Source organism: Nocardiopsis sp. JB363, assembly GCF_900143625.1.
Lineage (GTDB): Bacteria > Actinomycetota > Actinomycetes > Streptosporangiales > Streptosporangiaceae > Nocardiopsis.
This window is the reverse complement of the sequence record NZ_FRFF01000040.1, coordinates 104,924-117,633: the sequence shown is the minus strand read 5'-3', so window position 1 is coordinate 117,633 and position 12,710 is coordinate 104,924. Positions and strand designations below refer to the sequence as shown.

Genomic DNA, 12,710 nt, shown 5'->3' with positions numbered 1-12,710 from the left:
CCCCAAGGAACCCCACCCCAGGCGCACCACCACAGACCTACGAGACGCCCGACAACCCCAAGGAACACAACCCCAGGCGCCCCACACACCCACCCGACACCACCACGGGTACCGCTTCGATCAGCTCAACTCAACTCAGCTCAGTTCACTTAGGCACGCCCGCCCCGGAAACCCACACCACCGGCCATACCTTCCACCGACCTCGGGGTTCAGCCACCAGGTTCAGCCTCCGGATCAAGCCTCCGGACCCAACTTCCGAACTCACCTTCCGGACCCAGCCACCGGCCCCAGTCACCGGTTCCTGCCCCCGGGTTCAGCCACCAGCCCCAGCCACCAGGTTCAGTCGCGGGGGCGCAGGCCCGCCAGGACCAGGTCCAAGAGACGATGGGCGCGTCGTTCCCAGTCCTCGGCGGAGGGGTCGAGCTGGTACAGACCGGCCACGGCCAGCAGGACGTCGTCGGCGGTCAGGTCGGCGCGCAGGGTGCCCGCCTCCTGGTTGGCGACGAGCAGGTGTTCGACGGCGTCGGCCACGGGGCCCCGCCCCACCTGGGCGAACCGGCCGTGTGCGGTGGCGGTGCGCAGGACCTCCAAGAGCCCGGCCTTGGTCATGGCGTAACGGGCGAAGCGTTCCAGCCACAGCCGGAAGGCCTCTTGTGGCGGGTGCTCGTCGAGGAGTTCGCCGGCGGCTCGGGTGAGCCGTTGCACCTGGACTCGGTAGAGCTCGAAGACCAGGTCCTCACGGGTGGGGAAATGCCGGTACAGGGTGCCGATGCCCACACCGGCCCTCTTGGCGATGGAGTTGAGGGAGACGTCCCGACACTCCTCGAAGGCTTCTCGCGCGACCTCCAGCAGGCTGGCACGCGTTCGAAGCCCCTGCGCGTGGAGTTGTTCGACACGCTTGGTCGACATGGACGACCTTCCTACGGGCCGGTGTCACGGAGACTTCTCCGGCTCAGCTTATCCGATGTGTGTCCTGTTCAGAGCGGGGTTTTCGGGGGTTCGGAGCCGGGTGTTCACACAACCGCACTTGTTTGACGGAGGGTTCTCCGGATAAGTTGTCATACGTGGCGGAGACATCTCCGCCACGAGGTCGGCCTCGACCCCCACCCGTACCGGCCCCGCATGACACGACTGGAGCGCACATCTATTCGCAGGGGGCTCCCATGCACGAAGATCCCATGACCAGCACGATCGGCATCATCGGCGTCGCCGGTGGGCTCGCCGAACACATCGCGACCGAGGCCGAGGCACGCGGCCACCGGGTGACCGCGTTCGTGGACGACTCCGAACGGTGGTCGGCTCCCGGAACCGCCGTCCGACGCGGCCCTCGGGACCTCACCCGAGCCGATCTGGCGGAGTTCGACGTCCTGATCAACGCCTACCAGGTACCCACCGGCCGTGAACGCGACCACCTCGCCGTCAACCGCCACCTCTTGTGGTTATTGGCCCGTTCTTCGGTCCGTCTCATCACCGTCGGCGACCCCGGCACCCTGTTCGCCGACGCCTCCCGCACCTCCATCTACTGGCAGCAGAGCGTCATCCGCGGTCCGCGAAGGGACGCCGGTCGCGCGATGGAGCGGGTCTACTTCCTCTACAAGATCAACCGAGACGTGCTCTGGACCTACCTGGCGCCGCCGATCGAGCTGGTCGGCGATGGTGAACGCACCGGTCACTACCGGGCGGGCGGCGACGTCCTCCTCACCGACGAGCAGGGCCGCAGTCGGATCAGCAACGCCGACTACGCGGTCGCGATGGTGGATGAGGTGGAGGCCGGCGCCCACCCGAGGCGGATGTTCACCGTCGCCGCCTAGGCGCCGGGGTGTCCGGGCGTGGAAGGGTCGGGGAAATCCCGCCCCGTACCGGCTCGGGGGTCTGGGCGCGGGCCGCGGAATGGGAGACACTTCCCGGACCCGCTACCCCGCAGAGGATTCTCGATGCCCCTCGCCTCTGGCACCTCCGTCCCCGCCCGCACCCGCCGCGCCCTGCTCGCCGGGCTGTGCGCGCCGCTGCTCGCCCTCACCCTGATCGCGCCCTCCTCCCCCACGAACAGCGACGCCGACCCCGCTCTGGTCACCGACCCGGTCGGGTACGTGGACCCGTTCATCGGTACCGCGGGCGGCGGCAACACCTACCCCGGAGCGGTACGCCCGTTCGGGATGGTCTCGTGGAGCCCCACGACCACCCCCGGCGACCAGACCGACACCGGCGCGGCCAACGGCTACCACTACGACACCACCAGGGTGCGCGGCTTCGCCCTCACCCACGTCAACGGGGCCGGCTGCCACCCCGGCGCGGCCGGAGACCTGCCGATCATGCCGGTGACCGTCCCGGTGGACTCCTCCCCCAGCGCCGACACCACCGACGAGATCTACGCGAGCGACTTCGACCACGAGAACGAGTCCGCCGAGCCCGGCCGCTACACGGTGACCCTGGCCAATGGGGTGGACACCGACCTGAGCGTGACCGACCGGGCCGGGGTGGGCGAGTTCTCCTTCCCCGAGGGCGACCCGGCCACCCTGTTGCTGCGCACCTCCAACTCGCTCAACGGCAGCGAGGAAGCCGAGATCAGCATCGACGAGGAGACCCGGACGGTCTCGGGCTCGGTGCTCACCGGCTCCTTTTGTGGCCAACGCGCCAACGGCGGGGAGAACAACCGCAACTCCTACTACCGGCTGCACTTCACCGCGCGCTTCGACACCGATTTCGGCGAGGTGGGCACCTGGGAGGACGACGAACTCATGCCCGGGGCCACCACCGCCTCCGGGGGCGAGGGCTACGACCGCGACGCCCGCAGGGGCAGCGGTTCGGGCGGCTACGTGTCCTTCCCCGAGGGTTCGGACGTGCGGATGCGCGTGGGGGTCTCCTACGTGAGCGCCGAGGGCGCCCGGGCGAACCTGGAGGCCGAGGTCGAAGACGACGCCACCGTCGACACCGTGGCCGCGCGGGCGAGCGAGGCCTGGCACGAGCGGCTGGGCGCGGTCGCCGTCGGTGGCGGGAACGAGGACCTGTACACCGAGTTCTACACGTCGATGTACCACGCGCTGCTCCAACCCAACCTGGTCAGCGACGTGGACGGGCGGTACCCGGGCATGGACGGCGAGCCGCACCGGATCGTGGACGGGCAGGGCGCCCAGTACTCCAACTTCTCCGGGTGGGACCAGTACCGCGCACAGATCCAGCTGTCGGCGCTGTTGGAACCGGAGGTGACCGGGGACTTCGCGCAGTCACTGCTGAACTTCTCCGAGCAGAACGGCGACGTGTGGGACCGGTGGGTGCACGTCAACGGCCCCACGCACGTGATGACCGGTGATCCGTCGGCGGTCACCCTGGCCACGTTCGCCGCGATGGGGGTGGACGGCTTCGACACCGAGGCCGCCTACGCGTCGTTGCGCGCCCAGGCCACCGAACCTCACCCGGACGGGCTGTCCGACGCCGGTTGCCCGGGTCAGTGCGAGGGGCAGCGCCCGAACCTGGAGCGCTACCTGGAACTGGAGTACGCACCGCACGACGACTGCCACTGCTGGGGCGGGGCGGCCGAGACCTTGGAGGGGTCCGTGGCCGACCATTCCCTGGGGCAGTGGGCGGGGCGTCTGGGCCTTGAGGAGGACGCCCGGATGTTCGCCGACCGGGGCGGCTACTGGCACAACGTCTTCGACCCCGACGCCACCGAGGACGCGGGGTACATGCGGGCACGTGACGGCGACGGTTCCTGGGTGGCGCCCTTCGACCCGGCGTCGGGGACCGGGTTCGCGCAGGGTACGGCGGCGACGTACACGTGGATGGTGCCGCACGACGTCGGCGGTCTGGCCGAGGCGATGGGCGGCCGTGACGTGGCCGCCGAACGGCTGGACGGGTTCTTCCGCACCCCCGACGGTGAGTGGTCGGTGGGCGGCGGCGACCCGTTGCGTTACGACCCCACCAACCAGCCGGGGTTGCACACGCCCTGGTTGTACAACGGGTTGGGACAGCCCTGGAAGACCCAGGAGACGGTGCGGGAGATCATCGCGTCCCAGTACGGGACGGGTCCGGCGGGTCTGCCGGGCAACGACGACCTGGGCACCATGTCGGCCTGGTACGTGTTCGCGTCGTTGGGCTTGTTCCCGCAGGCGCCCGGGCGCGGGGAGATGCTGTTGTCGAGCCCGGTCTTCACCCACGCGCGGCTGACCCCTCCGGGACGTGAGCCGATCACGATCAGCGCCCCGGCCGCCGGGGCGGAGTCGGTGTACGTGCACGGGGTGCGCCTGGACGGGGACGAGCACTCGCGTTCGTGGCTGCCGGAATCCTTCCTGGCGGAGGGCGGACACCTGGAGTTCGATCTGGGTGCCGACGCCGACACCGCGTGGGCGACGGCACCCGAGGATCTGCCCATGGACCACTGAACGCGGGTCAGCGCACCGGCGCGCCGGGGCCGAGCGGGATACCCAGGGCCCACCAGGCCAGGAACAGCAGGGTCCAGACCGTCGTCATACCGATCGCCAGCGGCAGCGTGTAGGAGGCCAGGGTGCCGATCCCGGCGCTCTTGCGGTACTGCTGCAGGAAGCCGAGCGCCATCACGAAGTAGGGGCTCATCGGGGTGATGGCGGTCGACCCGGAGTCGGCGATCCGGAACAGCGCCTGGGTGGTCTCGGCCGGCACCTCGATGAGCATGAGCATCGGCACCAGGACGGGTGCGCAGATCGCCCACATCGCCGAACCGCTGGTGATGATGATGTTGATCAGGCTCAGCAGCACCAGGATGAACAGGAACAGCACGACCACCGGGATCCCGCTGGTCTCCAGGGCCTCGGCCGCGCGCACCGCGATCACGTCGCCGATGTGGGTCCAGTCGAAGTAGGCCAGGAACTGGGCGATGGCGAAGAACAGCACCAGGACGGGTGCCATCTGCTTGATGCCCTGAACCATGAGCGCGGGCACGTCGCCGGGCTTCTCGATGGTGCCGACGCGGTGGCCGTAGATGATGCCGACCAGTCCGAACAGCAGTGCCACGAGCGCGCCGACCCCGGTGAGCAGCGGGGACTCGGCCAGTCCGCCGTCCTCGCCGCGCAGTGGGGAGCCCGCCGGGATGACGATGGCGGTCAGAGCGATCAGGGCGAGCACCAGCGCGACCAGGGCGCGACGCAGGCCGGATCGTTCGGCGTCGCTCAGTTTCAGCGAACCGATGTCCTCCAGGTCCGCGTCCGGGTCGGGGTCCAGGTCGGGCCGCTTGGCCAGGACGAACTTGGTGATCACGGTGATGACCGTGGCCAGTACCACCGAGGAGGCGATGTTGAAGTACCAGTTGCTCAGCGGCGAGACGAAGGCCCCCGGGTCCACGACCTGGGCGGCAGCCGTGGTGATGCCCGCGAAGATGGCGTCGTTGGGGGTGGGGATCGGGCTGGCGTCGTAACCGGAGGCGATGGCGGTGTAGGCGACGACCACGCCGAGGATCGGCGAACGTCCGACCGCGCGGAAGGCCAGCCCGCCCAGGGGCACGAGGATGATGTAGGCGGCGGCCGAGGCCACGTGCGACATCGTCCCGGCGAAGGCGACCGCGAACACCACCCAGCCGGTGGGAACGCGGGAGACGCTGACCCGCATGAGCGAGGCCAGGAAACCGCTGCGTTCGGCGACCGCCACACCCATGATGACCGCGACGATGGTCGCCATGGGCGGGAACGCGGCGAAGTTGTCGATCATCGTCGACAAGGCCATCGCCATGCCCTCGCCGCTGAGCAGGCTGCGGACCACCACGGTCTCCCCGTCGCTCGGGGAGACCACGGAGACGTCGAGCCCCGCCATGATCGCGCTGGCCACCGCCAGGATCGCGGCGAGGATCCAGAACAACCAGAACGGGTGCGGGAGTGCGTTGCCGACCCGTTCGATCACCGCCATGGCGCGGATGATGCGCGGCAGCGGGACGTCTTTTTCCCTGGTCGGATCGGTGGTGGAATCGGACATGGGTACTCCTGGGCTGTGAGGATCGGGTCTCATACGAGGGGCAGGCGGAAGCGGCTCATGAACCGCCACATCTCCTCGTGGGCCTCGATGGTCTGGGTGGTGTGCCCGCCGCCGCTGTAGGAGTCGGCGCCGGGCCAGGTGTGTCCGCCGCCCTCGACGGCGACGTGACGTACCGGGGCGTTCGGGGAACAGCCGCTCCAGCGGTACTCGGTGATGTCGGGCTCGACCCTGCGCGTGCGCGGGTCGGGGCGGCAGTCGTTGGTCTCGGCCCGTTCGGTGGTCCAGGTCAGGACGTCGGGCAGGCCCCGCTCGGGGTCTCCGGCGTAGGGGATCGTGGCGTCCTCGGTCCCGTGGAAGGACAGGGTCGGGACCCGGCGTTCCGGAGCGCAGTCCAGGTCGTTGGGGTACAGCGCCGCGGCGACGGGTGCGATCGCGGTGACGCGTTCGGAGGCGGCGCAGGCGAGGATCGCGGTGAAGCCGCCGCCGTTGGACTTGCCGGTGGCGTAGACGCGACCGCGGTCCACGCACAGCTCGGATTCGACGGTGTCGAGGACGTCGTGGGTGAAGGTGACGTCGTCCACGCCGGGCGCGGAGTAGGGGGCGCCCTGCCAGGCCTGCCGGTCACCGTCGCCCTGGCCGATCACCCCTTCGGGGTAGACGACGACGGCGGGCAGTTCGGAGAGTCCGGAGAACTCCTCAGTGCCGGCGCCGGTGTTGCCCCGCCCGTGGTAGGCGAGGACGACGGGCCAGGCGCGATGCTCGTCGTAGTCGTCGGGCAGGTGGAGACGGTAGGAGCGTTCGAGTCCGCCGCTGGTGAGAGGGTGCTGCGCGCTCTGCCCGGGTTCTTGGGGCGGTGCGCTCTCGCAACCGTCGGAGCGGTGCGGGGCGGCCTCGGGGGCCGGGGCGGCGGCCGTGGCCGTGGCCGTGGCCGTGCTCGACAGGAGCAGGACCGGTAGGGCGAGTGCGATCGTCAGGCGGGCGAGGGGTCGTCGGTACGGGCGACTCATGGTGTCCTCTTCCGTCGGGGGGCGTTTTCGGGTACGGCTGATGAACCCTCGGCGGACGTGGCCGGGGGCTGGTCAGGTGGGTGGGGTCAGGCCTTGAGCCACTCTTCGACGAAGTCGGTGACCTCGGCGACGACGCGATCGACGATGGCCGCGCCGTCCTCGGCCGTTGCCCTGGCGGGATCGCCCAGGACGCCGTTGGCGCTGAGTCTGTCGTAGCGCACTTGGAGGGTGGGGTGGCCGGGGCGGCGGGCGAGTCGGGACAGGGCGTCGAGCTCGGTCAGGTCCCTGGTGCCGGGGACGAAGCGGTCGGTGTGGACCATGTCGGGTGCCAGGTGGAGCATCTGCGCGGTCTCGGCCTCACCGCTGTGGCCGTGGACCTCGCTCTTGGGCATCCGGGCCACGACGTCGGCGGCGACGGTGGTCAGGGGGGACCAGGCGAACTGGAGGTCGGGCAGGTCCGCGAGCAGGTCCTGGGCCAGGGTGGTGAGGGAGGCGTTGTTGCCGCCGTGGCCGGTGATGACCAGGACCCTGCGCCATCCGTGCCGGTACAGCCCGTCCAGGTACTCGCGCAGCACCGTGCGGAAGGTGTTGACGGACAGGCTGAGGGTGCCGGGAAAGGCGACGTGGTGGGGTGAGACGCCCACCGGCAGGCTCGGGCCGATCACGGCTCGCCCGGACAGACGTTCGGCCACGCGTTCGGTCACCGCTTCGGCTCTGACCAGGTCGGTGGCCAGTGGCAGGGCGGGGCCGTGTTGCTCGAAGGCGCCCGCGGGCAGGAGGACGACCGGGCTCGCGGTGACGGCCTCGGCCGCCTGCTCGGTGGTCATGTCGGCGAGGTGGTGGGGACGGGGCGTGCTCATCGTCCGGCCTCCTCACGCGAGGCGGCGGCCACGGCGTCCCTGATCGCGGTCAGGTGTTCGCGGGTGAGCCGTTCGGCGGCCTCGGCGTCACGGTCCTTGACCGCGGTGTAGATCTCCATGTGCTCGGCGTGGTCCCGTTCGCGGTCGTGGTAGCGGTGCCTGATCTCGACCTGTTCGCGCGAACGCACGTAGAGCAGTGCCTCGACGGTCTCCCGCAGCAGGGTGTTGCCGGTGGCTGCGGCGAGCGCGACGTGGAAGTGCACGGGTGCGTCGCCGTCGAAGCGGGGCGGGTGCAGGGCGTTGTCGGTGGAGCGGTGGATCTGGGCCAGGTTCAGGTCGTCGCGCACGCGTGCGGCCGTGGCGACGATCGGCGGTTCCAGGACCAGACGGGCCTCGGCGAGTTCGAGGACCGAGTCCTCGCTCTCCCGGGGCAGGTGCGGGTTGACCAGGAGGGTCCGGCTGAAGCCCGCGCCCACGTAGGTGCCCGATCCGTGGCGGAACTCCACGACCCCGGTGGCCTCCAGACGACGCAGGGCCTCGCGCACGGTCGGGGTGGTGACCTCGAAGCGCTGGGCGAGTTCACGGGAGGACGCCATGAGATCCCCGGGAGACAGGCTCTCCTGACGGATGATCTCCACGATGTCGTCGGCGAGCCGCTCGGACAGGGAGGGCGCATGCTTGTTCATATAGTGACTAAATCACTTAGTCGGTTGGTGCGTCAAGTCACACGAGCTCGGCGATGCGTCGCTCCACCCCGTCCAACAGCCAGGCCAGGGCTTGCTCGAAGACCTGCACGGGGTCGTAGGGCTCCCGGAGGCGCTCGATGGCCTCGAAACGGCCCGCCTCGATCCGCCGAGTGGCCAGGTAGCCCTCCTGGACCGTGGCGAACGATCGACCCTCGGGGTCGACCCAGACCCGGGCCCGGTCGGCCGCGATCGTCTTGGCCACGTGTCCTTGGACGAGCCCGTCGACGGCCTCCACCACGGCGAGTGCCTCCTCGGCGGTGAGCCCCGTGCCGTCGAACACGCGGATGGCCGAGTCGGTCCAGGCGAAGGCGTGGGGGCCGATGAACGGGCCGGAGGTGATCTCGACCAGCCAAGGGTGCGCACGAAAGGAGGCCAGGTCCTCACGGGCCCAGGCCTGGACCTTCTCCCGCCAGGCGCCCGGGCGGGTGTGCGGGAGCGGCGCCTGACCGGTCATCTCGTCGACCATCAGGGCCAACAGGGCGGCCTTGTCGGGCACGTAGGTGTACAGGGTGGCGGCGCCGACGTCCAAGTGGGCGGCGACCTTGCGCATCGACAGCGCGTCGACGCCATCGGACGCGGCGACGCTCATGGCAGCCTCCACCACGCGCTGGACGGTGAGCCGGTGACGGGGGCCGCGCTTGGGCCGACCGAGACCGGTCCACAACAGGTCCAGGGTGGCCTCGATGCTCTTGCGTGTGGTGCCCACTCGACATCCCCTTCACCGAACCCCTTTGCCAAAACTCCGTACACTGTTCTACATTAGCCGAACAGTGTACGGAGTTCTTTGGAGCACTCATGCCCCCACCGGCAACCCCCCGCCTACGAGGCGACCTGATCCGGATCGGCTCACTGGTCGTCGTGTTCACCCTGACCGGCGTGGCCGCGTACGCGCTCATCGGCCTGCTCTCCGCCGAACCCGACGGCCCCCTGGGGCTGGGCGTACGTTCGGCCGCGTTCGCCCTGGTGATCCTGCCGCTGGTGTGGGCGCTGTGCCGTACGGCCGGGCGCACCCTGTCCTCGATCGGCCTGAGCACCCCTGGGCGGGCCTGGCCACCACTGGCGACCGCCGCCCTGAGCGCCTGGTCCGTGTCCGCCCTCGTCGTGGGCGCCGCGCTGATCACCGACAACGCCACCCTCGACTCCGCCGCCCTGCTCCCGGCCCTCCTCTGGGCCCTGCTGCTCGCCCCGCTGATGACGCTCGCGCAGATCCTGCCCGAGGAACTGGTCTTTCGCGGCTACGTCCAGCACCTGCTCGGGTTCCATCTCTCCCAGGTCGCCGTGCTCCTCGTCCAGACCGTGCTGTTCGCGGGCGCGGTGTCCTTGGCCATGGGATCCACCGACGCACTCCTCGACCTCGTCCTCCTCGGTGTCCTCACCGGCCTGTTGCGCATGACCACCGGCGGGGTCTGGGCCGGGGTGGGCGTGCGTCTGGCCCTGACCGCCACCGTCATCGTGCTGCACGGCGTCGACCTCTCCTTCGGCGCCGGCTCCGGGGCCTGGAACCTGGGGGTGAGCATGGGCGGTGCCTTCGCCGCCTACCTGGCGATCCGCTTCCTGTTCGCCGCCCGCCCCGAGCTCACTCGGGTGCCGGCGGATCAGGACGCCCTGCCACGCCGCCGGATCCCCGTGCGCGGCATCATGTACGACGTCGGCTCCAGCTACGTGCCCGGGCAGAACTCACGCGAACGCTGGAACCCCGAGGCGGTCCGCGAGGAGATGCGGGTCATCCACGAGGACCTGCACTGCACCACCGTGTCCCTGTTCGGCCAGGACCTGGACCGCCTGGAGCAGGCCGCCCGCTTCGCCCTGGCCCAAGGGCTGGACGTGTGGCTGCAACCCCGTTCCCTGGACGCCCGCCACGACGAACTCGTCGAACACGTGGGCCGGGCCGCCGAACTCGCGGGGCGGCTCATCGAGGAATACCCCGACCGGGTGGTGCTCAACGTGGGCTGCGAGCTCACCATCCTCAACCGTGACATCATCCCCGGCCGCGACATGAGGCGCCGGACGATGGCCCTGTACGTGTTCGGGATGCTCCCCTTCTACTACAATCGCCGGCTGAACAGAGTGCTGCGCAGGCTGGCCGAGGTCGCCCGGGAGCGGTTCCCGGGGCCGCTCACCTACGGTTCGGGCACCTGGGAGACCGTGGACTGGACGCCCTTCGACATCATCGGAGTGGACTACTACCTCGACGAGCTCACCCGCGGCTCCTACCGGCAGGGGTTGCGGGCCCTGAACCGGCTGGGCAAACCGGTGGTGGTCACCGAGTTCGGCTGCTGCTCCTACCGGGGCGCCGAGACCCTGGGCGGCTCGGGCGGCGACCCCCTGGACTGGCGCGACCTGGACGACCGGCGAGTGCGGGGAAACCCGGTCCGCGACGAGGGCGTCCAGGCCGACATGATCGAGAAACTCATCGACGTGTACGAGACCGAGGACGTGCACGGCGCATTCCTGTGCATGTTCGTCGAGGGCGACTGCCGCTACTCCCCCGACCCCACGCGGGACAGCGACATGGCGAGCTTCGGGATCGTGCGACCGCCCTCCCTGGAGTCGGGCCTGTCCCCCGACGACGGCCACTGGGAACCCAAGGAGGGCTTCCACGCCCTGGCCCGCCGCTACGGGGCCGAGGACCTCAATCGCGCAGTTCGCGCTTGAGGATCTTGCCCGAGGCGTTGCGGGGCAGCTCCGTCACCACCCGCACCGCCTTGGGCACCTTGAACGGGGCCAACCGCTCCCGCACGTGCTCGATCAGCGCTTCGGGGAGCTTGTCGGTGTCGGCGCCGGGCGCGGGCACCACGAAGGCGGTCACCGCCTCGATCCACTTCTCGTCGGGCATCCCCACCACCGCGGCCTCGGCCACCTGGTCGTGGGCGAAGAGCACGTCCTCGATCTCCCGGGAGGCCACCATCACGCCGCCGGTGTTGATGACGTCCTTGATCCGATCCACGATCTCGATGTAGCCCTCGGCGTCGGCGCGCACCAGGTCCCCGGAGTGGAACCAGCCGCCCCGGAACGCCTCGGCGGTGTCCTCCGGTTTGTCCCAGTAGCCCTCGCACAGCTGCGGGGATCGGAAGACCAGCTCGCCCGGCTCCCCCGGGGCCACGTCGTGGCCCTCTCCGTCGACCACCCGCAGCTCCACGAACAGGACGGCCCGTCCGGCGGACGAGGGACGGTCGTCGTGCTCCTCGGGTCGCAGCACGGCGGCCAGCGGGCCGATCTCGCTCTGCCCGAAGCAGTTGTAGAACCCCAGCTCGGGAAGGGTCGTGCGGAGTCTCTCCAGGACCGGTCCGGGCATGATCGAGGCCCCGTAGTAGGCCTTGCGCAGGCTGGAGAGGTCCCGGTCGGCGAACTCGGGGTGGCCGGCCAACGCGACCCACAGGGTCGGTGCGGCGAAGAACGCGCCGTGGCGGTCGGTCTCGATCCGACGCAGCAGGTCGGTGGGGTCGGGCGTCTCCACGAGGGTGTTGGTGGCGCCCACGGCCAGCCAGGGCATGAGGAAGACGTGCATCTGGGCGCTGTGGTACAGCGGCATCGCGTGCAGCGGATCGTCGTCGGCGCTCAGGTCCAGGGCCACCAGGGAGGACAGGTACTCGTGGACCAGGGCGCGGTGCGTCATCATGGCGCCCTTGGGTCGGGAGGTGGTCCCGGAGGTGTAGAGCAGCTGCACCAGGTCGGTGTCGACGACCTCCACGTCCAATTCCGGTACCGGCCCCTCGGAGGCGTCGGTCAGCAGCGAACCGGCGCCACCACGCAATTCCAGCACCTGTTCGATCCCGGTACGCGAACGCAGCCCGTCGACCGCGGACCGCAGCGCCGGGTCGGTCAGCACCATACTGCTGCCGGACTGTTCGAGCAGATAGGCCAGTTCCTCGCCTTGGAGGGCGAAGTTGACGGGCACGTGCACCAGCCCGGCGCGGGCACAGGCCAGGTAGCCGATGAGGTAGGCGTCGGAGTTGCGTCCGTAGGCGGCGATCCGGTCGCCCTTGGTCGCGCCCAGTCCCAGGAGGCGGGCGGCGGCGCGGGTGACCGCGTCGTCGAGTTCGGCGTAGGTCCAGGTGCGGTCCGCGAAGACCAGGGCGGTGCGGTCGGGGGTCCTCGCGGCGCTGCGGTGGAGGATGTCGTCCACGCGGCTGGAGGTGGTCGAAGTGGTCATGGCACCT

Annotated in this window: 10 protein-coding genes; 3 read left to right on the top strand and 7 right to left on the bottom strand. The window is 70.1% G+C overall.

The genetic code is table 11. The features are described 5' to 3' along the window. Positions 1-339: 339 nt before the first annotated feature. Positions 340-909: a TetR/AcrR family transcriptional regulator gene (locus BQ8420_RS06525; RefSeq protein ID WP_087096903.1), complete on the bottom strand. Its 570-nt coding sequence runs from the start codon at positions 907-909 to the stop codon at positions 340-342. Between the two features lie 269 nt (positions 910-1,178). Between BQ8420_RS06525 and BQ8420_RS06520 the strand changes: the two genes are divergently transcribed. After that, positions 1,179-1,811 carry an NAD(P)-dependent oxidoreductase gene (locus BQ8420_RS06520; RefSeq protein ID WP_160049275.1) on the top strand — a complete coding sequence of 211 codons (633 nt, stop codon included), beginning with the start codon at positions 1,179-1,181 and terminating at the stop codon, positions 1,809-1,811. Positions 1,812-1,934: 123 nt separating this feature from the next. Further along, positions 1,935-4,379 carry a GH92 family glycosyl hydrolase gene (locus BQ8420_RS06515; RefSeq protein ID WP_087096901.1) on the top strand — a complete coding sequence of 815 codons (2,445 nt, stop codon included), beginning with the start codon at positions 1,935-1,937 and terminating at the stop codon, positions 4,377-4,379. A 7-nt stretch (positions 4,380-4,386) separates the two neighbouring features. On the opposite strand, the gene BQ8420_RS06510 is transcribed toward BQ8420_RS06515, so the two are convergent. From BQ8420_RS06510 to BQ8420_RS06490, 5 genes are all read right to left on the bottom strand, one after another. Further along, entirely contained in the window at positions 4,387-5,937 is a 1,551-nt protein-coding gene (locus tag BQ8420_RS06510; RefSeq protein WP_087096900.1) for an AbgT family transporter, read from the bottom strand. A gap of 29 nt (positions 5,938-5,966) precedes the next feature. Beyond that, positions 5,967-6,944, bottom strand: coding sequence for a PHB depolymerase family esterase (locus BQ8420_RS06505; RefSeq protein WP_087096899.1), 978 nt, complete (start codon positions 6,942-6,944; stop codon positions 5,967-5,969). Positions 6,945-7,030: 86 nt separating this feature from the next. Next, on the bottom strand, positions 7,031-7,804 hold the full coding sequence (locus tag BQ8420_RS06500; protein ID WP_087096898.1) for a creatininase family protein: 774 nt from the start codon (positions 7,802-7,804) through the stop codon (positions 7,031-7,033). After that, a complete protein-coding gene (locus BQ8420_RS06495) occupies positions 7,801-8,490 on the bottom strand; it encodes a FadR/GntR family transcriptional regulator (protein ID WP_087096897.1) in 690 nt (229 codons plus the stop codon). Before BQ8420_RS06495 ends, BQ8420_RS06500 begins: the two co-directional genes overlap by 4 nt. Before the next feature lie 37 nt (positions 8,491-8,527). Then, a complete protein-coding gene (locus tag BQ8420_RS06490; protein WP_200815827.1) occupies positions 8,528-9,256 on the bottom strand; it encodes a TetR/AcrR family transcriptional regulator in 729 nt (242 codons plus the stop codon). An 89-nt stretch (positions 9,257-9,345) separates the two neighbouring features. Between BQ8420_RS06490 and BQ8420_RS06485 the strand changes: the two genes are divergently transcribed. After that, positions 9,346-11,205, top strand: a complete 1,860-nt coding sequence (locus tag BQ8420_RS06485; protein WP_087096896.1) for a type II CAAX prenyl endopeptidase Rce1 family protein — start codon at positions 9,346-9,348, stop codon at positions 11,203-11,205. On the opposite strand, the gene BQ8420_RS06480 is transcribed toward BQ8420_RS06485, so the two are convergent. Beyond that, positions 11,183-12,703: an acyl-CoA synthetase gene (locus BQ8420_RS06480; RefSeq protein ID WP_087096895.1), complete on the bottom strand. Its 1,521-nt coding sequence runs from the start codon at positions 12,701-12,703 to the stop codon at positions 11,183-11,185. The genes BQ8420_RS06485 and BQ8420_RS06480 overlap by 23 nt on opposite strands. Between the last annotated feature and the right edge of the window lie 7 nt (positions 12,704-12,710).

Bases quoted from the DNA above. Each gene is read 5' to 3' on its own strand.
- BQ8420_RS06525 (WP_087096903.1), bottom strand. From the start codon at position 909: ATGTCGACCAAGCGTGTCGAACAACTCCACGCGCAGGGGCTTCGAACG.
- BQ8420_RS06520 (WP_160049275.1), top strand. From the start codon at position 1,179: ATGACCAGCACGATCGGCATCATCGGCGTCGCCGGTGGGCTCGCCGAA.
- BQ8420_RS06515 (WP_087096901.1), top strand. From the start codon at position 1,935: ATGCCCCTCGCCTCTGGCACCTCCGTCCCCGCCCGCACCCGCCGCGCC.
- BQ8420_RS06510 (WP_087096900.1), bottom strand. From the start codon at position 5,937: ATGTCCGATTCCACCACCGATCCGACCAGGGAAAAAGACGTCCCGCTG.
- BQ8420_RS06505 (WP_087096899.1), bottom strand. From the start codon at position 6,944: ATGAGTCGCCCGTACCGACGACCCCTCGCCCGCCTGACGATCGCACTC.
- BQ8420_RS06500 (WP_087096898.1), bottom strand. From the start codon at position 7,804: ATGAGCACGCCCCGTCCCCACCACCTCGCCGACATGACCACCGAGCAG.
- BQ8420_RS06495 (WP_087096897.1), bottom strand. From the start codon at position 8,490: ATGAACAAGCATGCGCCCTCCCTGTCCGAGCGGCTCGCCGACGACATC.
- BQ8420_RS06485 (WP_087096896.1), top strand. From the start codon at position 9,346: ATGCCCCCACCGGCAACCCCCCGCCTACGAGGCGACCTGATCCGGATC.
- BQ8420_RS06480 (WP_087096895.1), bottom strand. From the start codon at position 12,703: ATGACCACTTCGACCACCTCCAGCCGCGTGGACGACATCCTCCACCGC.